This window comes from Bradyrhizobium sp. 157 (assembly GCF_023073815.1).
Taxonomy (GTDB): domain Bacteria; phylum Pseudomonadota; class Alphaproteobacteria; order Rhizobiales; family Xanthobacteraceae; genus Bradyrhizobium.
Genome location: NZ_JADPKF010000023.1, coordinates 1 through 23,448 on the forward strand (window position 1 = coordinate 1; position 23,448 = coordinate 23,448).

Here is a 23,448-nt window from a genome sequence, read left to right on the forward strand (position 1 = left end):
CTTGCGTGAGGCTCTGCCCGGCCCATCCGGGTAACCCTCGCACTCGCATCGAGGGTGAGTCGCCTCCGCATCGGAAGAGGGACATACGGTCTGAGGAGCGCGTAGCGCGTCTCGAAGGACGAGGCCACCAGCCGGGCCGCATGGTTCGAGACGGCGCGGAGCCTGTCATCGGGCCGCGCTACGCGCGGACCCGTTGGCGCCTCCTCACCATGAGGGACTGCTACTTCGGCGCCCTCGGATCGATTGGCGTCGTGCCACGCACGCCCAAAATATCCTCCAGCACCTTGGCGCCGGCGAGCAACTGCGCCTCGCCGCGCGGCGGCGCGACCACTTGCAGCCCAACCGGAAGGCCTGAGGCTGTGAAGCCGCACGGCAACGACAGCGCGGGGCAACACACCAGCGTGATCGCGTAGACGATGCCGAGCCATTCGACGTAGTTGTCGAACTTCTTGCCGGCACATTCGGCGACGTAGCGGTTCTCGACCGGGAAGGGCGGCACGATCGTGGCGGGTGCGAGTAATAGATCGTATTTTTCGAAAAATTCCAGCGTGCGCGCGGTCATGGCGACGCGCTGCGCTTCGGCGCGTTCCAGCTGCTCGACCGTCAGCTTGACGCCTTCCTCGATATTCCAGATCACCTCGGGCTTGAGCAGGTCGCGTTTCGTGCGCAGCAGTGCGGCCTTGGAAAGCGCGAAGTCGAAGGCGCGCAGCACATGGAAGCATTCATGAGCCTCGCGCAAATCGGGATGAGCCTCTTCGATGATGACACCTTGCTCCGCAAAACGCTGCGCTGCCTTGCGGGTGACGGCGGCGACTTCAGGATCGACCGGCGTGATGCCGAGATCGGGCGAATAGGCAACGCGCTTCGGCTTGGTGCCGGAGCGGGCGGCTGCGAGAAACGAATTCGGCAGCACCGGCAGCGAGAGCGGATCGGCGAGGTGCTCGCCGCTCATGGCATCGAGCAGCAGCGCGACGTCTTCGACATTGCGCGCCATCGGGCCCTGGACGCCGAGATTGCGATCGACCGCCGCGATTACCGTATGCGCGACGCGGCCGATGCTTGGCCGCAATCCGACGATGCCGCAGAAGCTCGCGGGGTTGCGCAAGCTACCGCCCATGTCGGAGCCGTGAGCCAGCCATGCCGTGCCGGTCGCGAGCGCGACCGCCGCGCCGCCCGAGGAGCCGGCGGCGGAGCGTGACGTATCCCATGGATTGCGCGTCGCGCCGAACACCTCGTTGAAGGTGTTGGCGCCGGCACCAAATTCCGGCGTGTTCGACTTGGCGTAAATCACGCCGCCATTGTTTTCGAGGTGCTCGACCAGAATATCTGACTTCGCCGGAATGTTATCCTTGTAGATCGGCGAGCCCTGCGTGGTCAGGACGCCGGCGACATTGGTGAGGTCCTTGATCGGGATCGGAAGACCGGCGAGCAGGCCACGCTCGGCGACCGGCTTCTGCATCAGGGCGGTGGCGTGCTTGCGGGCGCGATCGAAGCACAGCGTCGGCAGCGCGTTGACCTTGCCGTCGACTTCGGCGATGCGCTGTTCCAGCACGTCGAGCAGGTCGAGCGGGGTGACTTCGCCAGATTTCAGCTTGCCGACAATGGCAACCGCCGTCTCACGCACCAGCCCCTGATCAGCCACTTCGCTATCTCCGTTTTCGTTTCTTTGCCGCAGATGGTGCTCTAGAACATTTTCCGGCAAAGTGGAAACGAAAGGAAGTTGTGGCCGACCGGAGATAATGCATGACGGCCGACGCCGTCATTGCGAGGAGCGAAGCGACGACTTGTCCGCCGTAGCTCGAAGAGCGAAGGCGGAAGCAATCCATGCCGCCGCGCAAACGGCGCGATGGATTGCTTCGCTTCGCTCGCAATGACGGAAGTGGAACGCGACCTAACTCCAGCCCGACGTATGCCCGCCGTCCACCGTAAAGATCACCCCGGACGTATACCCCGACCTGTCAGACGCCAGAAACGCCATGAGGTCGCCGATCTCGCGCGCATGCGCGGGCCGGCCAAGCGGAAGGCTCTTCTGGAATTCCTTGTAGCGACTTTCATCACCGAACTGGGTCTTCGCCCGCGTCTTCAACAGCGTGACATGACGGTCAGTGCCGACAGGACCCGGATTGATGCCGACCACGCGGATATTGTCGGCGAGGCTCTTTCCCCCGAGCGCGCGGGTGAACGCCATCAGCGCCGCGTTGCCGGCGCTGCCGCAGATGTAATTGGCGTCGAACTTTTCGCCGGCGGCGCCAATGTCGTTGACGATAACGCCGTGCCCGCGCGCCTTCATCTGCGCGTAGATCGCGCGGGTGAGATTGATGTAGCCGAACACCTTCAGCTCCCAGGCGTGCCGCCAGGTCGCCTCGTCGATCTTGTCGATCGAGCCGCCCGGGATATCGCCGGCATTGTTGACGAGAATGTCGATGTCGGCGGCTTCCGTGGCTAGTCTTGCGATGTCCTCGCTCTTGCGCAGGTCGACGACGTGTGCGGTCGCGCCGATCTGGTACGCCGAGCGTAGCCGTTCGGTCAGCGCTTTCAACTGCTCGCCGTTGCGGGCGGCCAGCATGACGTTGCAGCCTTCCTCGGCAAAGGCTTCGGCCGCGGCCGCGCCGATGCCCTTGGAGGCACCGGTGATCAGGACGCGCTTGCCGCGCAGATGCAGGTCCATGGGATCCTCGTGTGGTGAGAGGAGGGTGGAAGACGGTCAGCAAAATTGGTAAGCGGCGGGCGCCGTCTCGGTCAACATTGCAGTGCAGCGTTGCGCGGCAGGCAGGATTGGTCCATTGCAAGGCAATCGAATAACCGGCATTAGCGGCCGGGCAGGACAACAAGGAAACTCTCGATGAGCAGCGCCAAAAAGCAGTATCGGATCGCGGTCATTCCCGGTGACGGCATCGGCAAGGAAGTGATCCCCGAAGGCCTGCGCGTGCTGGAGGCGGCGGCGAAAAAGCACGGTGTCGCCGTGCATTTCGACCATTTCGACTTCGCCTCCTGGGACTACTACGAAAAGCATGGCGAGATGATGCCGGAGGACTGGAAGGCGAAAATCGGCAAGCATGACGCGATCTATTTCGGCGCGGTCGGCTGGCCCGCGAAAATTCCCGATCACATTTCGCTGTGGGGCTCGCTGATCAAGTTCCGGCGCGAGTTCGATCAATACGTCAACCTGCGCCCGGTGCGGCTGATGCCCGGCGTGCCATCGCCGCTCGCCAACCGCAAGCCCGGCGATATCGATTTCTGGGTGGTGCGCGAAAATACCGAAGGCGAGTATTCCTCCGTCGGCGGCCGCATGTTCCCCGACACCGACCGTGAGTTCGTCACGCAACAGACCGTGATGACGCGCACCGGCGTCGACCGCATCCTGAAATTCGCATTCGAGCTGGCGCAGTCGCGGCCGAAGAAGCATCTGACCTCGGCGACCAAGTCCAACGGCATCTCGATCACGATGCCCTATTGGGACGAGCGCGTGGAGGCGATGGCGAAGAAATATCCAGGCGTGAAGTGGGACAAGTACCACATCGACATTCTCACCGCGAATTTCGTGCTGCACCCGGACTGGTTCGATGTCGTGGTCGGCTCGAACCTGTTCGGAGATATTCTGTCTGATCTCGGCCCGGCCTGCACCGGCACCATCGGCATCGCGCCGTCGGGCAACATCAATCCGGAAGGCAATTTCCCGTCCGTGTTCGAGCCGGTACACGGCTCGGCGCCCGACATTGCCGGGCAGGGCATCGCCAACCCGATCGGCATGATCTGGTCCGGTGCGATGATGTTGGAGCATCTCGGCGAGAAGCAGGCAGCGGCGTCCATCGTCGGCGCCATCGAGCGGACACTGGGCGAGCGGACGTTGCGCACGCGGGATCTTGGCGGCAATGCGGATACGACAGCGTGCGGCAAGGCTGTTGCGGAGATGGTGGATTGAGTTCTTCTTGTGGGAGAAGGTGCCCACCATCAATAAGCTATTTTATACCGTAAAATCAACAACTTATCTGATCGTGCGAAACGCCGGTGTCCCTATAGTGTCCCGAGCACACTGTGCTCGGTCTAACCTGTTTATAGTCACTGGAGGCCGGATCTCCACGGATTGATCCTTGTATTCCAAACACGCCATAGATGAGAACTATGGCTACTCAAATCCCAGACCCATACTACGCCGCTTTCATTGACGAGGCAGGCGATCCGGGCCTGAAAGCGGTGCGCCCCATCGATCCTGTTGGCGCGACGGAATGGCTGTGCCTTGGCGCGGTGATTCCACGCACGCCGTGCCTATAACCAACTTGGGGGTAATCGGCATGTTCGACGTATACGTTCGAGGAAAGAGCCAGCTTCTAGTGATCCGACGAGGAGCGCCACTGCCTGCCGGATTAGAAGGCGGCTGGAGGAAGAAGCGAGCGGCGCGCGCTGTTAGTGACGAGATAAGCGCCGCGGTTGTGCGGGAGGGCTTCTACACACGCTCACAGACGCCGCTGATTGACACTCCCGTGGACGCGATCCGTATGAAGGTCAGCCTCAAGCTCTAAGATGATGATGTGTAATAGACTTGCAGCGAGCGGATCGGTGACCTCCCGTTCCAGAAGCGATAGCGCGCGATTTTGGCTTCTTGTTCTCTGAACTTGCGCTCTGTCGTCATGTTCTTCCTCCAACCACTCGACGCGGTGGCAGGCGATTTGTTTCAATAAAATCTTCTGATCATTTTCTATGGTTTCTAATTAATGAAAGTCCGCGGGACGAGAGCGCCGGGACAACTCCTAGGGCCACGTGTCAGAGGCAGCGTCGCGATGATCAGTCGCCGTTTCGCTACAGATGGCGATAACCTTGCCCGGTCGTCCATCTAGCGCGCGATAGGTGGCTTTCGAACGCCAGCCGCGCGGTAAGCTCGCCGATCACATCGCACAGGAAAGCATCGCGCTCGCGCGGATGGACCGGTCGCGCGGCATCCATCACTGAGGCGAGTTCGGAATCGCTGCCGCCGCGCCATTGTCAGGGCAAGCGCGGCGCTGGCAAGATCAATCGTCTACCGAATGATCTGCAACCTCCTCGCAGCCGCAGTTGAGGATCAAAATATGGTCCGATGTTCGCCTATTGGGCGGCTGATCCAAATTTCTAAGAGATCGTCAGCGTCCCTGCCGGGAATATGAACCGTGATGCCGAAGCTATTGAAGCCGCGAACTGTCGAAACAGGAATGGGCACGGCGTGTTCTCCACATATTGAAAGTGACGACAGTCGTAACCGCCGTGGGTTACACATGGGTCTCCTGAAAGTTTCATAAGCAAATTTTTTGTAACCGACCCTTTTCCCGGAGCCGTCGGCAAGCATGATCGAGGAACGTGAACGCCATCAGATCGTTGACCATTTTGCCAGTCGTTTAGAACCGCGCGGCCACGCGGGCGGCTGGTGCTTGAGTTAAGGATGTAGGATCTGACCATGTGCTCGGGTCGGCGGCTCGCTGCTATTGTTCTCAGCTTTATGCCCTTAGCGGAGGCTACTGCGGCCAGCGTGGAATGGCGAAGGTACGCAATTCCCGCCACCGGACTGAGCGTGGATGTTCCAGTATCGATTTTCGAGGAGGACAGGGGCGCAACAGAGGGGAGACTTGAGCGCCATCTTTTTACGAAGGATTACCGGGCCAACCTCACGATCAAGTCGTTCCCTAATCCCGATAACGATTCCCCTGCCGTTTTTCTGGAAAAGATGCGGCCGCCAGCCGATATACAATACAGAAGAGTGACTCCTAAGTTTTTCGCCGTTTCCGGTGTTCTAAACGGCCACACTTGGTATAATCGGTGCAACCGCGCGAAAGGCTTCATGAACTGCGTCTTGATCAATTATCCAGCGGCGGAGGAACGCCAATGGGATGCTATCGTCACGCGGATTAGCTTGTCCTTGGCCAAATAGAATTCGGCGACTGGTTGATGGCCTGTTTCGTAAGCTTACGAAACCGATCTTGCTCGATCCTGTCGCACTCGCGCGTTGGATCCGGATGCCACCGAGAAACGCCGCAGCGCCGCATGCGCATTGCCGGTTCAGCAGACCACCCCCAAGTTTAGCACCGGGGTCGCCATGGGGCTCGTCCAAGCCGCGCATGTCGGCGAAACAAGGCGGATTTTGCGACGGTCGCCGGGATCGCGGAATGTATATTCGGGTTCGCCAAGCTCCCGCTCGTAAGCGCGAGCCGCAGTGCATGGGGATCCGCAGGGGTAGCGGACTTGCCTCGATTGAACAGCGGCTTCTTGAAGAGTGACAGCATGTGAACCTCGGATGGCGCGCCGGCCGACGGCCCTCGAGGTGCCGCTCTTCGTGTCGCGATCGTGCGGGCCGGTTCAAACGGCAGGGTTCGCTGCCGCTATTTTCGCTTCACAATCCTTCGGCAATGCTCCCACGCCGCGCGCATCAGATTCTCGCTCGCTTCCGGCGTACGGAACGCCGAATGCGCCGACAGCGTCACGTTGGGGAGCTTGGTCAGGGGATGATCGGCCGGCAGCGGTTCGATGTTGAAGACGTCGAGGCCGGCATGGCGGATCTGGCCCGATTTCAGGGCATCGATCATCGCTTCCTCATCGACGATGGCGCCGCGTGCGGTGTTGATCAGGATGACGCCGGGTTTCATCGCCTCGATGCAGGCGCGCGAGATCATGCCGCGTGTCTCGTCGTTGAGTAGTAGATGGATCGAGACCACGTCGCTCTCGGTCAAGAGCTCGTCGAGATCGACGAACTCGACCTTCGGATGTTTTTTCGGCGACCGGTTCCAGGCGATCACGCGCATGCCGGAGCCGAGCGCGATCCGCGCGACTTCGGCGGCGATGCCGCCGAAACCGATCAGGCCGAGCGTCTTGCCGGTCAGTTGCATGCCGTCATCGCGCAGCCAATTGCCGGCGCGGATACCGCGGTCCATCTTGGAAAGGCCGCGCGCGCCTTCCCACATCAGCGCGATGGCGCATTCGGCGACCGCCGTGTCGCCATAGCCCTTGATCAGGTGCACCTCGATCCCGAGCTCGGCGAGCTCTTCCGGATTCATGTAGCTGCGTGCGCCGGTGCCGAGAAACACCACGTGCCTCAGGCCCGTGCATTTCTTCGCGATATCGGTGGGCAGCGCGGTGTGATCGACGATTGCGATCTCGGCGCCGTCGAGGATCTTGGGATATTGATCCGAGGTGATATCGGGATCCCGGTGGATCAGCACCTCGGGATCGCCGGGCTGCTGCAGCCGCTCAAAGATTACGGCCAGCGATTCATTGGCGTCGACGAAAACTCCGCGCACGGCATTCCCCCGTTTCTTGGTTTGATATCAGGATGCGACGCCGGCCAGCGCCAGCACGGTGTGCATCAGCACGTTGGCGCCCGCCGCGCAATCGGCTTGCGTGGCGTCCTCCAGCTCGTTGTGGCTGATGCCGTCCTTGCAGGGCACGAACACCATGGCGGCCGGCATCACGGTGTTGAGGTTGCAGGCATCGTGGCCGGCGCCGGAGGTGATGCGGCGGTGCGAATAACCGAGCATTTTTGCGGCGTTCTCCACCGCGTCCACCAGCTTGGGATCGAAATGCGTCGGCGGCTTGCGCCAGATCAGATCGAACTGAACATCGACCTTGCGTCGCGCCGCGATCTCGGCGATCGCCGCGCGCAAATCCCTATCCAGCGCATCCATGATTGCGGCGTCGGCGCTGCGGCAATCCACGGTGAAGGCGATCTCGCCGGGAATGACGTTGCGCGAGGGGTTGGCGATCACGGCTTCGCCGACGGTGCCGACCGCCTTCGGACCGTGCTTCTTGGCGATTGCTTCCATCGCCAGCACGATTTCCGACAGCGTCGCCAGCGCGTCGCGGCGCAGCGGCATCGGCGTCGAGCCGGCATGGCTCTCGAAGCCGGTGATCTTGCCGTCGTACCACAACACGCCTTGGCCGGAATCGACCACGCCGATGGTCTTGTTCTCGGCCTCCAGGATCGGGCCCTGTTCGATATGCAGCTCGACGAAGCCTGAGAATTTTTGGCGCCCCACCGGCGCGTCACCGCGATAGCCGATGCTGTCGAGCGCCTCCCCCACCGTGACGCCTTCGGCGTCCTTGCGCGACAAAATGTCGTCGGTGGTGAAATCGCCGACGTAAGCGGCAGAGGCCATCATCGCCGGCGCAAACCGCGAGCCTTCCTCGTTGGTCCAGTTGCAGATGCAGATCGGCGTCTCGGTTTCGATCCCGGCATCGTTGAGCGTGCGCACCACTTCCAGCGCCGCCAGCGTGCCGAGCACGCCGTCATATTTGCCGCCGGTCGGCTGCGTGTCGAGATGCGAGCCGAGACCGACCGGAGCCTTCGACATGTCGCGTCCCTTGCGCAGGCCGAACATCGAGCCCAGCGCATCGACATGCACTTCCAGCCCTGCGGCCTCGCAGGCGTTCCGGAACCAGTCGCGCACCTGCTTGTCTTCAGGCCCGAGCGTCAGCCGCCGCACGCCGCCTTTCGGCGTCGCGCCGAATTTGGCGGTTTCGTGAATCGTGCCCCAGAGCCGGGCGGAATCGATTTGCAGGTTGGAGGCGATTTTTGTCATTGGCCGTTCCGAAGTTCAGACGATACGCGAGGCTGGCTTTTCAATGACGCGCCTCGCGCGGCGCGTCAACAATGACGCCGCCCTGCGCGAGATTGGCGGCAAGTTCGGCCACGCGCTCAACCGCGACCGTATCGGGGGAGGCAAGCCAACTCGCCGAAAACGTGAGTAGCGGCAGTTGTACATTGGTCGACAGCAGTTGCAGCCGCCCATCGGCCATTTCGCTATCGACGATCGCGGTCGGTATCACGGCAATGCCGAGGCCTTCGATCGCCATGTGGATGACGGTGGCGATCGACGCGCTGGCGTGCAGGCGGATCGGCGGCAGATCGGGGCGGTTGAACAGGGAGCGCACCATCTCATAGGGCTGCGTCCGGCGCGAAAAGGTGATGATCGGAAATTTCGCCAGATCGTGCACCGTGAGTTGACGGTTGCCCAGCCCAAGCATGGGGCTGGCCAGGAATCCTACGGGATAGTCGCACAGCACGCGGTTGCTGATGCTCGGCGCGGTCAGCGGCCCGAGCACGAATGCGAGCTCGATTTCCTGCGCTAGCAGCCGCGTCCGCAAATTCGAGGTGATGTCGACCTCGATCTCGAGCGAGAGGTTGGGATAGGCGTGATTGACGCTCTTGATCAGCTGCGTCAGCCAAGTGTGCACGATGGTCTCGGCGACGCCGAGCCGCAGCACGCCGCGCATCGCCGAATGGTCGCCGACCACCGCCAGCATTTCCGAGCGCAGTCCGATCAGCTTCTCGGCATAGACCATCAATTGCCGTCCGCTCGGCGTCGGCAGCACCATGCGGCGGTCGCGCTGCAAGAGCTTCACGCCTACTTCGCGTTCGAGCTGGGCGATCCGTTGCGAGATCGCAGGCTGGGTGGTGTTGAGCTTCTGGGCCGCGCCGCGGAAGCTGCCGAGCGTCACCACCCACATGAAAGTCTCAATTGCCTTGAAATCAGTCATGCACCCTCAGCCTGCAGATTGATAATTGGTATTTATCGAACTTGATTAGAAAAGACGATTAGACATTATCATAGTCATATGCGGGAGTAGATGTCGATAAGAACGGAAGCGGGGACAACGATGACCGGCTTTGCGAGGACGGAAACTACGGGCCGCGATAGGCCAGATTTATCGCCCAGCGTGGCAGCCCGGCATGCGTGCCGCAACGGTATGGCTACTCACACAGCGGGTGTGGCCAACGGTTTCGTTCAAGGCAATCTCGCGATCCTGCCCGAGAAGTTAGCCGCCGCGTTTCACCGGTTCTGTCAACTCAATCCCAAACCATGCCCGATCATCGGCATGTCCGATGTCGGTGACCCCCGCATCCCCGCGCTCGGCCTCGATCTCGATATCCGGACCGACCTGCCGCGCTATCGCATCTGGCGCGACGGCGAGGTGGTGGAGGAGCCGACCGACATCATGGCGCATTGGCGCGATGACCTCGTCGCCTTCGTGCTCGGCTGCTCGTTCTCCTTCGAAGAGGCGCTGCTGGAGGAAGGTCTCCCGATCCGCCATATCGAGCGCGATGTGCGCGTGCCGATGTTTCGCACCAATATTGCCTGCAGCCCCGCTGGTCCGTTTGCCGGGCCAATGGTGGTGACGATGCGGCCGTTCAAACCGGCGGATGCGATACGCGCGATACAGATCACCTCGCGTTTTCCGTCGGTGCACGGTGCGCCGGTGCATATCGGTCTTCCGCAATCGATCGGCATCGCTGACCTCGCCAAACCCGACTACGGGGACCCGGTGCCGGTGGAGGCCGACGAAATTCCGGTGTTCTGGGCGTGCGGCGTGACGCCGCAATCGGTGATCGCAGCCGCCAAGGTGCCGTTTGCGATTACGCATGCGCCCGGATTGATGCTGGTGACCGATCTCAGGAACAAAGCGCTTGCCGTGCTTTGATGCAGCCCGTGCCGCTCATTGAGGCTTTACCGTACCCTCCGCCCGTTTCATCGATAGTTGCCGACCCACAAAGGATATCGCCGTGAACATCACCCGCCGTAACGTCTTGCTTGGAGCTACTGCCGCCGCAGCGCTCGGACCCGTCGCGGCCCGCGCACAAACGTCCGAAGTCGTGATCGGCGTGATCTATCCGTTCTCCGGCGCCAGTGCGCAGATGGGCGTTGACGCGCAGAAGTCGTTCGAGACTGCGCTCGACATCATCAACAAGAACCACGATTTCGATCTGCCGCTGGCGAAGGGCGAGGGATTGCCTGGCCTTGGCGGCGCCAAGATCCGCCTCGTGTTCGCCGACCATCAGGCCGACCCGCAGAAGGGTCGCGCCGAGACCGAGCGCCTGATCACGCAGGAAAAAGTCTGCGCGGTCATCGGCACCTATCAGAGTTCGGTCGCGGTAACCGTCAGTCAGATCTGCGAGCGCTACCAGGTCCCGTTCATCTCGGCGGACAATTCCTCGCCGAGCCTGCACAAGCGCGGCCTCAAATTCTATTTCCGCGCCGCGCCCCATGATGAGATGTTTTCGGCTGCGATGTTCAACTTTTTCGATGCGATGAAGAAGAAGGGCACCAAGATCGATACGCTGTCGCTGTTCCATGAGGACACCATTTTCGGCACCGACTCCGCCAACACCCAGCTCAAGCTGGCTGCCGATCGCGGCTACAAGGTCATCTCCGATATCAAGTACCGCTCCAACTCGCCGTCGCTGTCGGCGGAAGTGCAGCAGCTCAAGACCGCGAATGCCGACGTGCTGATGCCCTCGAGCTACACCACCGACGGCATCTTGCTGGTCAAGACCATGGCCGAGCTCGGCTACAAGCCGAACGCGATCGTCGCGCAGAATGCTGGTTTCTCCGAAAAGGCGCTCTATGACGCGGTCGGCGACAAGCTTGAGGGCGTGATCTCGCGTGGCAGCTTCTCGCTCGATCTCGCCGCCAAGCGGCCGATGGTCGGCAAGATCAATGCCATGTTCAAGGAGAAGTCGGGCAAGGATTTTAACGACCTCACCTCGCGGCAGTTCATGGGTCTATTGGTGATGGCCGACGCCATCAACCGCGCCAAGTCGACCGACGGCGAAAAGATCCGCGAGGCGCTGGTGGCGACCGACATTCCGGGCGAGCAGACCATCATGCCCTGGAAGCGCGTCAAGTTCGACGAGATGGGCCAGAATAACGACGCCGATCCGGTGCTGCTGCAATATATCGGCGGCAAGTTCGTCACCATCTTCCCGCCGCAAGCCGCCATCGCCGAAGCCGTCTGGCCGATGAAGTAGGCTGACAACACCGGGGGCGGGGACATGACAGCGAACATTATTCAGAGACTGCCGCCCCTCGTCATTGCGAGGAGCGCAGCGACGAAGCAATCCAGTCTTTCTTTCCGCAGCACGATGGATTGCTTCGCTTCGCTCGCAATGACGAGCGTGAACGAGCGCATCGTGATGCTGGGACGAATTCTATGACCGCCGAAACCATCATCCAAAGCCTGGCGAGCGGCCTTCTCATGGGCCTGCTTTACGGCCTCATCGCCGTCGGCCTCGCGCTGATCTTCGGCCTCATGGACGTCGTCAACTTCGCCCACGGCGAATTCCTGATGATCGCGATGTACGCGACATTCTTCCTGTTCGTGTTCTTCGCCATCGATCCCTTGCTGTCGGCGCCGCTGGTCGCCGCCGCCCTGTTCGTGTTCGGGGCCGTAGTCTATCTATTGATTGTACGCTTTGCCGTGCGTGCGAAAGCCAATGCCGGCATGGTGCAGATCTTCTCGACGTTTGGCCTTGCCATCGTCATGCGCGGCCTGGCGCAGTATTTTTTCACGCCGGATTACCGGAGCGTCACGCATTCCTGGCTCGGCGGCAAGACGGTCTCGGTCGCCGGCATCTTCCTGCCCGTGCCGCAACTGGTCGGCGCGCTGGTGGCGATTGCGGCTTTTGGCGCGCTCTATCTCTTCATCAACCGCACCGATTTCGGCCGCGCGCTGGAAGCGACCCGCGAGGATGCCGGCGCGGTGGCGCTGGTCGGCATCGACAAGAACAAGGTGTTTGCGCTGGGCTGGGGTCTCGGCGCGGCGCTGGTCGGCCTCGCCGGCGCGATCATGGCGATCTTCTTTTACATCTATCCCGACGTCGGCGCCTCATTCGCACTGATCGCCTATGTCACGGTAGCGCTCGGCGGCTTTGGCAGCGTGTTCGGCGCCTTCGCCGGCGGCATCATTGTTGGCCTCGTCGAGGCCACAACCGCAATGTTGCTGCCGCCGTCACTGAAGGCAGTCGGCATCTATGCCGTCTATCTCCTTGTGGTTTTTGTCCGGCCGCGCGGCCTGTTCGGATCGATGTGATGGATACTGCTTTCGCAGAACGCCGCCGCCGCGACCTCATCGTCGCATGTGTTCTCGCCGCGACTGCGGCCACGGTCCCGCTGTTCGTCAAGGACGTTTACGTCCAGAACATCATGGTGCTGACGCTGATGTGGGGCGCGTTGTCGCAGAGCTGGAACATCCTTTCCGGCTATTGCGGGCAGATCTCGCTCGGCCACGCGCTCTATTTCGGCATCGGGGCCTATACGACTGCGTTGCTGTTTACCAAGTTCGGCGTGCTGCCATGGTTCGGCATGCTCGGCGGTGGCGTGATCTCCGCCCTGATTGCGATGGCGCTTGGTTATCCCTGCTTCCGCCTGCGCGGACATTACTTCGTCATCGCCACCATCGTCATTGCCGAGATCGGGCTGCTTCTGTTCCACAATTGGGATTGGGCTGGCGCGGCGATGGGCATCGAGATTCCCGCACGTGGCGATAGCTGGCTGAAGTTCCAGTTCCCACGCAGCAAGCTGCCGTACTTCTATTTCGCGCTGGCGCTGGCCTGCGTCGCCTGGTTCGTCACCTGGTGGCTGGAGGATTCCAAATGGGGCTATTGGTGGCGCGCGGTGAAGGACAATCCCGAGGCGGCTGAGAGCCTCGGCGTGGTCGTGTTCAATTCCAAGATGGGCGCGGCCGCGGTGTCGGCGTTCCTGGTTGCGGTCGGCGGCAGCTTCTATGCGCAGTTCGTCTACTTTATCGACCCCGAGAGCGTCATGGGCTTTCAGTTCTCGCTGCTGATGGCGCTGCCTGCGGTGCTGGGCGGCATCGGCACGCTGTGGGGACCGATGCTGGGCGCGGTCATCCTGATCCCGCTCACGGAATTGACGCGCTCCTATGTCGGCGGCTCCGGCCGCGGTGTCGACCTGATCGTCTATGGCGGCCTGATCATCGCGATCTCGCTGGCGCGGCCGCAAGGGCTGATCGGCCTGTTCTCGTTCAAGACCTTCGCCGGACTGTTTGCGCCCAAGCGCAAGGAGGCTGTCCGATGACACCTCTTCTCGAAACCCGCGGCGTCTGGCAGCGCTTCGGCGGCCTGATCGCCAACAGCGACGTCTCGATCTCGGTCGGGCGCGGCGAGATCGTCGGTCTGATCGGCCCGAACGGCGCCGGCAAGTCGACTCTGTTCAACCTGATCGCAGGCGTGCTGCCGCCGACCCAAGGCTCGATCATCTTCGACGGCGAGGACGTCACCGCGTTGCCGGCGGCGGAACGCTGCCAGCGCGGCATCGGTCGCACCTTCCAGGTCGTGAAGAGTTTCGAGACCATGACCGTGATCGACAACGTCATCGTCGGCGCGCTGGTTCGAACCACCGTGATGCGCGATGCCCGCCGCAAGGCGCACGAGGTGTTGGAATTCTGCGGCCTTGGCCCGCGCGCCAACGTGCTCGCCAGCGATCTTGTGCCCTCCGAAAAGCGCCGGCTCGAAGTCGCCCGTGCGCTGGCGACTGAGCCGAAACTATTGCTGCTGGACGAGGTGCTCACCGGACTGACGCCGGTCGAAGCCAAGACCGGCGTCGAACTGGTACGCAAGGTGCGCGACACCGGCGTCACCGTGCTGATGGTCGAGCACGTCATGGAAATCGTGATGCCGCTGGTCGACCGCGCCATCGTGCTCGATCTCGGCAAGGTGCTGGTCGAGGGCAAGCCCGCCGACGTCGTCCGCGACCCGAAAGTCATCACCGCCTATCTGGGAGATCGTCATGCTGTCGGTGCATGAAGTCACCACCGCCTATCAGGGCCTGGTCGCGATCTCGGCGGTTTCAATCGAGGTGGCAAAGGGCGAAATCGTCTGCGTCGCCGGCGCCAACGGTGCCGGCAAGTCGACGCTTTTGAAGTCGATCGCCGGCGCCGAGCGGCCGCGCTCCGGCACCGTGACATTCGATGGCGCCCGCATCGACGGCATGGCGCAGCACATCATCACCTCGCGCGGCATCGCTTATGTGCCGGAAAACCGCCGGCTGTTTCCGCGCCTCTCGGTGCGCGACAACTTAAGGCTCGGCAGTTATCTTTTTCGTAGCCAATCCGATCGCGAGGCACCGCTCGACCTCGTCTTCAAGCTGTTTCCCCGCCTGCAGGAACGCCTCGAGCAGCGCGCCGAGACGCTCTCCGGCGGCGAGCAGCAGATGCTCGCCATCGGCCGCGCGCTGATGACGCGCCCGCGGCTGTTGATGCTCGACGAGCCGTCGCAGGGCATCATGCCAAAGCTGGTCGACGAAATCTTCCAGGCCGTCAAACGCATCCGCGACGCCGGCATGACCGTGCTGATCGTCGAGCAGCGCATGTCCGAATGCCTGGAGATCGCCGATCGCGCCTATATCCTGCAAACCGGCCGCGTGCTGATGCAGGGCAGCGCCGCCGAGATCAGCGTTAATCCGGATGTAAGGAAGGCGTATCTGGGACTGTGATGCTGCTCGTGTCCCGGACGCGGTGCAGCGTGAAACGCTGCGCCGCAGAGCCGGGACCCACGCTTCCCGTTTTGCCACATGGGCCCCGGATCAGCAGCGCACCGCTTCGCGCTGCGCAGCATCCGGGGCACGAGGCGCTAGTCGTGCCCATGCTCCGGCAACGCCAACCCAAACACCTTGACCAAATCCTCCACCTGCTCCGGCGATAGATACCTCGGGTTCAGCCCGCGCAGCAGCAGATACAGTTTCGCCGTCTCTTCCAGTTCCTCCATCGCGAACACTGCAGCCTCCAGCGTGTCGCCCGAAACCACCGGGCCGTGGTTGGCTAGCAGCACGGATGAATATTTCCCCGCCAGCCCCTTGATCGCGTCGGCGACGGCGGGATCGCCCGGCCGGTAATAGGGCACGAGCGCGGTGTGGCCGCATTTCATCACGTAATAGGCCGTCATCGGCGGCAGCGCGGCGCGGGGGTCGATCTCCGGCAGCATCGACAGCGCGACCGAATGCGTCGAATGCAGATGCACGACCGCGCGCGCGACGCTACGGGTCTGGTAGAGCGCGGTGTGCAGCGGCACTTCCTTGGTCGGCGCGTCGCCGGATACCAGCCGTCCATCGGGCCCGAGCCGTGACATTCGGGCCGGATCGAGGAAGCCGAGCGAGGCATTGGTCGGCGTCACCAGCCAGCCGCCGTCGTCGAGTTTCACGCTGATATTGCCCGAGGAGCCCGGCGTCAGCCCGCGCTCGAACAACGAGCGGCCGAAGCGGCAGATTTCCTCGCGGATCCTTGTTTCGCTCATGGACCGACCTCTTTTCCGCCTTGTCTCACGCTTTGGCAGCGCGGCCAAGCCGTGATACGCAAGGCCAAGCCGCCGGCCGAATGGCCGCTGAACAGAAACCATCGAGGAACCGCCGCATGCCAGAATCCGCCAAACCGCGCGCCGCCGTCATCGGGCTGGGCTCGATGGGGTATGGCATGGCGACCTCGCTGCGTCGCGCGGGGCTAGAGGTCACCGGGTGCGACGTCTCGGCTGACACGGTCAAGCGTTTCGTCGCCGACGGCGGCAAGGGCGCGGCGACGCCGGCGGAGGCGGCAAAATCGGCCGACATCGTCGTCAGCGTGGTCGTCAACGCCGCGCAAACCGAGACGATCCTGTTCGGCGCCAATGGCGTCGCTGAAACGCTAGCCAAAGACGCGGTATTCATTTCCTCCGCCACCATGGATCCGGATGTCGCGCGGCGGCTCGCCAAACAGTTGGAAGAGACCGGCCGGCACTACCTCGACGCGCCGATCTCCGGCGGCGCCCAGCGCGCGGCGCAGGGTGAGCTCACCATCCTCGCATCCGGCAGTCCGGTGGCGTTTTCAAAGGCGCGCCCGGCACTCGATGCCATGGCGGCAAAGCTCTATGAGCTCGGCGATGCCGCCGGTCAGGGCGCGGCGTTCAAGATGATCAACCAGTTACTCGCGGGCGTACACATCGCCGCGGCTTCCGAGGCCATCGCATTCGCCGCCAAGCAGGGCCTCGACATCCGAAAAGTCTACGAGGTGATCACGGCCTCCGCCGGCAATTCATGGATGTTCGAGAACCGCATGCCCCATGTGCTCGACGGCGATTATGCGCCGCGCAGCGCGGTTGATATCTTCGTCAAGGACCTTGGCATCATCCAGGACATGGCGCGCTCGCAGAAATTTCCGGTGCCGGTTTCCGCTGCGGCATTGCAGATGTTCCTGATGACGTCAGCCGCCGGCATGGGCCGCGACGACGACGCCTCGGTGGCGCGGATGTATGCAAAAGTCACCGGCACGCATCTGCCCGGCGAGCCGAAGTAAGAGCAAGATAAAGAAGGGGACCGTAGATGCCGCGCTTTGCCGCCAATCTCTCCATGATGTTTACCGAGGTCCCGTTCCTCGACCGTTTCGATGCGGCGGCGAAAGCCGGCTTCACTGCGGTCGAATTCCTGTTTCCTTACGATCATCCGACAGACGCCGTCGGCGAACGGTTGAAGCGCAATGGCCTGACGCAGGCGCTGTTCAACCTGCCGCCGGGCAATTGGGACGCCGGCGAAAAGGGCTTTGCCGCGCTGCCGGAGCGTTTTGACGATCTGAAACGAAGCCTTGAGACGGCGCTGCTTTACGCGAAGGCGACCGGCGTCAAGCGGCTGCATTTGATGGCCGGCATCGCTGACCGCAGCAACACCAAGGCCGTCGAACAGTTCTACAAGTCGGTGACATGGGCCGCCGAGTTCTACGCGCCCCACGGCCTCGACGTCGTGATCGAGCCGATCAATCCGCGCAATGTGCCCGGCTATTTCCTCAACGATTTCGGCTTCGCGCGCGACCTAATTACCGAGCTGAAAATTCCAAATCTCAAACTGCAGTTCGACATCTATCACTGCCAGATCATCCACGGCGACGTCACCATGCGGCTGCGCGAGATGATGCCGATCATCGGCCATGTCCAGATCGCCAGCATTCCCTCGCGCAACGAACCCGACGGCGAAGAGCTGAACTATCCGTTCCTGTTCGCCGAACTCGACCGGCTCGGCTATGGCGGCTTCGTCGGCTGCGAATACAACCCGCGCGGCAAGACCACCGATGGACTTGCCTGGTTCAAGCCCTATGCCGGAGCAAAATCGTGAAATTGTCTCTGGGCTGTATTGCCGACGACTACACCGGCGCCTCCGATCTCGCCAACACACTGACGCGTCAGGGCCTGCGAACCGTGCAGACCATCGGCGTGCCGTCAGACGATCTGGCGCTGCCGGAGGTCGACGCGGTCGTGGTGTCGCTCAAGAGCCGCTCGATCGAGGCTGATGTTGCGGTCGAGCGTTCGCGCGCCGCTGAAAAATGGCTGCGCGGCCGCGGCGCCAGCCACGTGCTGTTCAAGATCTGCTCGACGTTCGATTCCACCGACGCCGGCAATATCGGTCCGGTGATGGACGCGCTGCGCGCCGATTCCGGCGCCTCAATCGTGCTGGTGACGCCGGCTTTTCCGGAAACCAGCCGCACGGTCTACCAGGGCAATCTGTTCGTCGGCTCCGTGCCGCTGAACGAAAGCCCGCTGAAGGACCATCCGCTCAACCCGATGCACGATTCCAACCTGGTGCGGGTGCTGGCGCGGCAGAGCCGGACCCAGGTCGGGCTGGTCGATCTTTCCACGCTCGCGCGCGGCGCGGAGGCGGTTCGCGGACGTCTCGCCGATCTGGCGGGAAAGGGTATCGGCGCCGCGATCATCGACGCTGTCTTTGATCGCGATTTGGAAACCATCGGCGCCGTCGCGCTGGATCACCGCCTGTCCGTCGGGGCGTCCGGCATCGGTCTCGGCCTCGCCCGGGCGCTGGTCGCCTCGGGCAAGGTCAAAGCGGCTTCCGCGGGTGCGGTGTCCGGCGCGCCGGTCGGCGGACCGGCCGCGTGCCTTGCTGGGAGCTGCTCGCACGCGACGTTGGCGCAGATTGCCAATGCCGAAAAGGCCATGGCTGTGCTGCATCTCGATCCCGAGCAGATCATCGCGGGACCGGCAGAGGCGCGCCGCGCGCTGGCCTGGGCAAGCGACCGAATCAGCAGTGGTCCAATCCTAATCGCCAGCAGCTCGACGCCGGACCAGGTTGCAGCTCTGCAATCGCGGCATGGCCGCGATGCAGCCGGACATGCCATCGAGCAGGCGATGGCCGATATCGCCGAAGGCCTGGTGCGCACAGGCGTGCGGCGACTGGTGGTCGCCGGTGGTGAAACTTCAGGCGCCGTCGTCGATCGCCTGCGCATTCCGGGCTTCCTCGTGGGCGAGGAAATCGCTGCAGGCGTGCCGGTTTTGCGGGCCGTCGGCGCCAAGGACGGCGAGATGCTGCTTGCACTGAAATCGGGCAATTTCGGCGGGACGGAATTTTTCTCCGACGCCCTGAAGCTGATGCGCTGATCGCCTCAAGCCGACATTCATTTCCTGGTGAGAACTATAGCGTAGGTATTTGTACCGACGCGAATTAGCTCAACTTGAGGACGCGTCGGGTTTGATATCCGCAAGGCATCCTTCTTTTCCGACTCTCGCCTTTCCTATCCCACATCCCCGCGCGCCCAAAATCAAGAGATTCCGCCCATGCTCGCCCGCTATTCGATCCGCGCCAAGATCATCGCCGTGGTCGCCTTCCTGCTCGCCGCGATGGCGGGCATGGGTCTGCTCGCGGTGAAGAATATGCGCGCCATTAACGCCAATACGGTCGATATCGCAACCAACTGGATGCCGAGCATCCGAGTGCTGGGCGACCTGCGGGCCGGCGTCATTACGTACCGCAACGTAATCCGCGAGCACATGCTGTCCGAGACGCTGGAAGAGAAGCTGGCGATGGAAAAGACACTCGCCGCGGTCATCGAGAGCAACACCAAGATCCGCGCCGCCTACGAGCCGCTGATCACTTCGGCGGAGGAACGTGCGCTGTATACCGAATGGTCGAGGCTCTGGGACAAATATCGGAAGGGCACCCAAGAGGTCATGGAACTGTCGCGCAAGGCGGCTGGCAATATCCCTACCGAAGCCAACGACCTGAATACCACCACCGTCAACAAGATCGGCCTCGACGCCGACGCCGTCCTGAAAAAGAGCGTCGACCTGAACAATGCCGGCGCGGACAAGGCGGCAAGAGAGGCGGCCGACAGCTACACCGCTGCTCTCATGATGCTTGCCTTGATCCTCGGCGCCGCCGTCATAATCGGCGTCGGCATCAGTGCCTATCTGGTTCGCGATGTCTCGAACGGCATTGCCTCCATCGTCACGCCGATGCAGGCGCTGAGTAAGGGCGATCTGAGCGCCGTCGTGCCGCATCAGGGCGAGAAGACCGAAATCGGCGCGATGGCCGACACCTTGCAGGTGTTCAAGGAAGCGCTGATTGCCAAGAAAGCGGCCGACGAAGCCGCTGCCGCCGATGCCGAAGCCAAAATCGAGCGCGGCCGGCGGGTCGACGGCATCACCCGTAACTTCGAAAGCGTGATCGGCGAGATCGTGCAGACGGTATCTTCGGCTTCGACGCAGCTCGAAGCGTCGGCCGGCACTCTGTCGGCGACCGCCGAGCGCTCGCAGACGTTGAGCTCGGCCGTGGCCTCGGCTTCCGGCGAAGCCTCCGCCAACGTCCAGTCCGTGGCGTCGGCGACCGAAGAGCTTTCTTCCTCCGTCACCGAGATTGGCCGCCAGGTGCAGGCGTCAGCGCGGATGGCGACAGACGCAGTCGGTCAGGCCCGCGTCACCAACGACCGGGTCAGCGAATTGTCCAAGGCGGCGGGCCGGATCGGCGACGTCGTCGAGCTCATCAACACCATCGCGGGCCAAACCAATCTGCTGGCGCTCAACGCCACCATCGAGGCGGCGCGCGCCGGTGAGGCCGGCCGCGGCTTTGCGGTCGTGGCATCGGAGGTCAAGGCGCTGGCCGAACAGACGGCAAAGGCCACCGGCGAGATTAGCCAGCAAATTGCCGGCATCCAGGGCGCGACCCAGGAGTCCGTGGACGCGATCAAGGAAATCAGCGGCACCATCGAAAGGCTGGCGGAGATATCCTCGGCTATCGCGGCCGCCGTGGAAGAGCAGGGCGCCGCAACCCAGGAAATCTCCCGCAACGTGCAGCAGGCCGCCCGCGGCACCCATCAGGTCTCGACCAACATCACCGATGTGCAGCGCGGCGCCAGCGAGACCGGTGCGGCATCCTCGCAGGTGCTGTCAGCGGCGCAATCGCTATCGGGCGATAGCCAGCGCCTCAGGCTTGAGGTCAGCAAGTTTCTGGAGTCGGTCCGGGCAGCCTGACAACCGGCCGACCGTAGACGGAAGGCCCGGCTCGCGGAAAGCGCGCCGGGCCTTTTCGCGTGGCGCGCGAAGTTGGCGGCGCCGCAACCCGGCTGGACAATCCGTAGTTTTCACGCAAGCGGAAATTAACCGGTCCCCGCTAGGCTGCGCCTGCATCTCCGGGATTCGCGCGCGTAGTCTGCCGGTTCCTTGCATCGCGAATTCCGCCTCCGGAAAAATTGCTTCAGAAGAATTTGGGGTCGTCGACATGATCAAGCTCAACCGCATCGGAAACAAACTGGGCTTGGCCGGCGCGGTCGGCGTCCTGCTGGCGATCGGCATGGTGGCCAACCAGATGGTCACCGAATCGAGAATCGAGCACGCCAGCGAGCGCGCCGCCCGGTCGCAACAGGTGGCCGACAACGCGCTCTCCGCCCATATCGACCTGCGCAAGATTCAGCTTGCCGCCGACAACGTCAGGCTGGCGAGAACCTCCACCGAGGTCGAAAAGGCCGTTACCGATTTGCAGCGCCACAAGGCGAGCGCAGCAAAGGAGCTGGACGCTGCGCTCGCGACCGCGCAGCGGTCTGACGCCAGGGAACGGCTGCAGAAGATCAAGACCCTGATGGAAGGCTTTACCGCCGCCGTGGAAGATCTCGCCAAGGCGCAGAGCACGTTGCTGGCGCAGATCGAGAAGCGCTCGGTGATCTCGGAGGAATGGACCAAGGCGGTCGATGCCCAGTTGAAGTTGCCGGCCATGGCGAAGTTGGACAACCGTCTCGAGATCGAGCGTCTGCTATTTCAGGCCGATGGAAAGGTGAACGCGCTGCGGGCTGCTGCCTGGAAGCTCGGCGCCACCGGCGATGCCAACCTGGTCACGGAGATGGCCAAGACCGAGGCCTCGCTGAAGGATGTGTTCAACAAGCTGCGCGGCGAGGCCGATGACCGGGAATTGCTGGTCGTGGTCAGCAACCTTTCCTCGACCGTCAAGCGCTTCCTGGCCGCCAATGAGGAAGTGGTAAAGACCGAGCAGGTCAAGAACGACATCATCGCCAACCGCACGGTCAAGACCGCCGCAGATGTCGCTGATCTGATGGAAACAACCGTCGAGGCCGCGCAAAGGGATGCCAAGACCTCCAAAGACGAGGTTATGGCCGATACCGAGCGCGCCAACCGCATCAACCTGATCATGGCGATCATCGTCGTCGCGTCGCTGATCGCTTCGGTGGTATTCTCCTTCCTCGGGGTCGCACGTCCGATGACGCGGCTGAACGGTGCGCTGGGCGAGATGGCCGGCGGCAATCTCGACGTCGAGATTCCCGGCGCTTCCCGCGGCGATGAAATCGGCGACCTCGCCAAGACGGTGACGGTGATCCGCGAGAACGCCGAACACAAGGCGCGCGAGGAAGCCGAGGCCAAGGTCCAGCAGGACCAGGTCGCGGCGCAGCGGCGCAAGCAAGAAATGATCAAGCTCGCCGACGATTTCGAAGGTGCGGTCGGCGAAATCGTGGACACGGTGTCGTCGGCTTCGACCGAGCTCGAAGCAGCCGCCGGCACGCTGACCGCGACCGCCGAACGCGCCCAGGAGCTGACCACGATGGTGGCTGCGGCTTCCGAGGAAGCCTCCACCAATGTGCAGTCGGTGGCTTCCTCCACCGAAGAGATGGCCTCGTCGATCACCGAGATCGGCCGTCAGGTCCAGGAATCGGCGCGAATGGCCAATGAAGCTGTCGACCAGGCCCGCACCACCAATGGCCGGGTCAGCGAATTGGCGAAGGCGGCCGCCCGCATCGGCGCGGTGGTCGAACTCATCAACACCATCGCCGAACAGACCAATCTGCTCGCGCTCAACGCCACTATCGAGGCGGCCCGGGCCGGCGACGCCGGCCGCGGCTTCGCCGTCGTGGCTTCCGAGGTGAAGGCGCTCGCCGAACAAACCTCGAAGGCGACCGGCGAGATCGGCCAGCAGATCACAGGCATTCAGGCCGCGACGGAGGAGTCCGTCGGTGCGATCCAGGCGATCAGCTCCACGATCGAGAAGCTGTCGGAAATATCCTCGACCATTGCGGCCGCGGTGGAAGAGCAGGGTGCCGCAACCCAGGAAATTTCCCGCAACGTGCAGCAGGCGGCCCGCGGCACCCAGCAGGTCTCCGCCAATATTACGGACGTGCAGCGCGGGGCCGGCGAGACCGGATCGGCCTCGACGCAGGTGCTCTCTTCGGCCCAGTCGCTGTCGTCGGATTCCAACCGCCTCAAGCTCGAGGTCGGCAAGTTCCTGAATTCGGTGCGGGCGGCCTGAGGTCGTCCGGGCCTCGCAAGGGGCAGGGCTGTCGCATATGACGGCGCTGAGCTCGCGAGCGCTCAAGTTTCCGCATCGTCATGGCCGGGCTTGTCCCGGCCATCCACGTCTTTTCGCGCGGAGACCAAGACGTGTATGCCCG

19 protein-coding genes are annotated in these 23,448 nt (G+C 62.8%); 13 read left to right on the plus strand and 6 right to left on the minus strand.

From position 1 onward, the window contains the following. Nucleotides 1-220: 220 nt before the first annotated feature. Nucleotides 221-1,642 carry an amidase family protein gene (locus IVA95_RS05780; protein WP_247509635.1) on the minus strand — a complete coding sequence of 474 codons (1,422 nt, stop codon included), beginning with the start codon at nt 1,640-1,642 and terminating at the stop codon, nt 221-223. A gap of 249 nt (nt 1,643-1,891) precedes the next feature. After that, complete coding sequence (locus IVA95_RS05785) at nt 1,892-2,668, minus strand: SDR family oxidoreductase (RefSeq protein ID WP_247509636.1); 777 nt, start codon at nt 2,666-2,668, stop codon at nt 1,892-1,894. A gap of 174 nt (nt 2,669-2,842) precedes the next feature. Between IVA95_RS05785 and IVA95_RS05790 the strand changes: the two genes are divergently transcribed. Both IVA95_RS05790 and IVA95_RS05795 read left to right on the plus strand, forming a co-directional pair. Then, nucleotides 2,843-3,922 (plus strand): tartrate dehydrogenase, encoded by a 1,080-nt coding sequence (locus tag IVA95_RS05790; protein ID WP_247509637.1) that lies wholly within the window; start codon nt 2,843-2,845, stop codon nt 3,920-3,922. 1,503 nt (nt 3,923-5,425) lie between these two features. Further along, nucleotides 5,426-5,896: a hypothetical protein gene (locus IVA95_RS05795; RefSeq protein ID WP_247509639.1), complete on the plus strand. Its 471-nt coding sequence runs from the start codon at nt 5,426-5,428 to the stop codon at nt 5,894-5,896. 448 nt (nt 5,897-6,344) lie between these two features. Here IVA95_RS05795 and IVA95_RS05800 read toward each other — a convergent pair whose 3' ends face one another. Genes IVA95_RS05800 through IVA95_RS05810 form a run of 3 tightly spaced genes read right to left on the minus strand, consistent with a single transcriptional unit; the run spans nt 6,345 to nt 9,495 of the window. Then, nucleotides 6,345-7,259 (minus strand): NAD(P)-dependent oxidoreductase, encoded by a 915-nt coding sequence (locus tag IVA95_RS05800; protein ID WP_247509640.1) that lies wholly within the window; start codon nt 7,257-7,259, stop codon nt 6,345-6,347. Nucleotides 7,260-7,286: 27 nt separating this feature from the next. Further along, nucleotides 7,287-8,537, minus strand: coding sequence for a Zn-dependent hydrolase (locus IVA95_RS05805; protein ID WP_247509641.1), 1,251 nt, complete (start codon nt 8,535-8,537; stop codon nt 7,287-7,289). A 40-nt stretch (nt 8,538-8,577) separates the two neighbouring features. Continuing rightward, nucleotides 8,578-9,495 carry a LysR family transcriptional regulator gene (locus IVA95_RS05810; RefSeq protein ID WP_213252101.1) on the minus strand — a complete coding sequence of 306 codons (918 nt, stop codon included), beginning with the start codon at nt 9,493-9,495 and terminating at the stop codon, nt 8,578-8,580. A 120-nt stretch (nt 9,496-9,615) separates the two neighbouring features. On the opposite strand from IVA95_RS05810, the gene IVA95_RS05815 reads away from it, so the two are divergent. The 6 genes from IVA95_RS05815 (at nt 9,616) to IVA95_RS05840 (ending at nt 15,248) form a co-directional block, all read left to right on the plus strand. Beyond that, a complete protein-coding gene (locus IVA95_RS05815) occupies nt 9,616-10,437 on the plus strand; it encodes a putative hydro-lyase (protein ID WP_247509642.1) in 822 nt (273 codons plus the stop codon). Nucleotides 10,438-10,519: 82 nt separating this feature from the next. Then, the gene (locus IVA95_RS05820) at nt 10,520-11,764 is read left to right on the plus strand and encodes an ABC transporter substrate-binding protein (RefSeq protein ID WP_247509643.1); all 1,245 of its coding nucleotides are present in this window, start codon (nt 10,520-10,522) and stop codon (nt 11,762-11,764) included. A 182-nt stretch (nt 11,765-11,946) separates the two neighbouring features. Next, nucleotides 11,947-12,825: a branched-chain amino acid ABC transporter permease gene (locus tag IVA95_RS05825; RefSeq protein WP_247509644.1), complete on the plus strand. Its 879-nt coding sequence runs from the start codon at nt 11,947-11,949 to the stop codon at nt 12,823-12,825. Further along, nucleotides 12,825-13,832 (plus strand): branched-chain amino acid ABC transporter permease, encoded by a 1,008-nt coding sequence (locus IVA95_RS05830; protein ID WP_247509645.1) that lies wholly within the window; start codon nt 12,825-12,827, stop codon nt 13,830-13,832. The genes IVA95_RS05825 and IVA95_RS05830 overlap by 1 nt, the downstream gene beginning before the upstream one ends. Next, nucleotides 13,829-14,560, plus strand: coding sequence for an ABC transporter ATP-binding protein (locus IVA95_RS05835; protein ID WP_065744076.1), 732 nt, complete (start codon nt 13,829-13,831; stop codon nt 14,558-14,560). The genes IVA95_RS05830 and IVA95_RS05835 overlap by 4 nt, the downstream gene beginning before the upstream one ends. After that, nucleotides 14,544-15,248: an ABC transporter ATP-binding protein gene (locus IVA95_RS05840; protein WP_247509646.1), complete on the plus strand. Its 705-nt coding sequence runs from the start codon at nt 14,544-14,546 to the stop codon at nt 15,246-15,248. The genes IVA95_RS05835 and IVA95_RS05840 overlap by 17 nt, the downstream gene beginning before the upstream one ends. 137 nt (nt 15,249-15,385) lie before the next feature. Here the strand turns inward: IVA95_RS05840 and IVA95_RS05845 are convergent, their stop codons facing one another. Next, nucleotides 15,386-16,045, minus strand: coding sequence for an aldolase (locus IVA95_RS05845; protein ID WP_247509647.1), 660 nt, complete (start codon nt 16,043-16,045; stop codon nt 15,386-15,388). Nucleotides 16,046-16,125: 80 nt separating this feature from the next. Between IVA95_RS05845 and ltnD the strand changes: the two genes are divergently transcribed. The 5 genes from ltnD (at nt 16,126) to IVA95_RS05870 (ending at nt 23,306) form a co-directional block, all read left to right on the plus strand. Beyond that, nucleotides 16,126-17,076 carry an L-threonate dehydrogenase gene (gene ltnD, locus IVA95_RS05850; protein WP_256470160.1) on the plus strand — a complete coding sequence of 317 codons (951 nt, stop codon included), beginning with the start codon at nt 16,126-16,128 and terminating at the stop codon, nt 17,074-17,076. Nucleotides 17,077-17,102: 26 nt separating this feature from the next. Continuing rightward, nucleotides 17,103-17,885 (plus strand): 2-oxo-tetronate isomerase, encoded by a 783-nt coding sequence (gene otnI, locus IVA95_RS05855; RefSeq protein WP_247509649.1) that lies wholly within the window; start codon nt 17,103-17,105, stop codon nt 17,883-17,885. After that, nucleotides 17,882-19,159 carry a 3-oxo-tetronate kinase gene (gene otnK, locus IVA95_RS05860; protein WP_247509650.1) on the plus strand — a complete coding sequence of 426 codons (1,278 nt, stop codon included), beginning with the start codon at nt 17,882-17,884 and terminating at the stop codon, nt 19,157-19,159. The genes otnI and otnK overlap by 4 nt, the downstream gene beginning before the upstream one ends. Nucleotides 19,160-19,336: 177 nt before the next feature. Next, on the plus strand, nt 19,337-21,028 hold the full coding sequence (locus IVA95_RS05865; protein ID WP_247509651.1) for a methyl-accepting chemotaxis protein: 1,692 nt from the start codon (nt 19,337-19,339) through the stop codon (nt 21,026-21,028). A 247-nt stretch (nt 21,029-21,275) separates the two neighbouring features. Then, the gene (locus IVA95_RS05870; protein WP_247509652.1) at nt 21,276-23,306 is read left to right on the plus strand and encodes a methyl-accepting chemotaxis protein; all 2,031 of its coding nucleotides are present in this window, start codon (nt 21,276-21,278) and stop codon (nt 23,304-23,306) included. Nucleotides 23,307-23,448 lie beyond the last annotated feature (142 nt).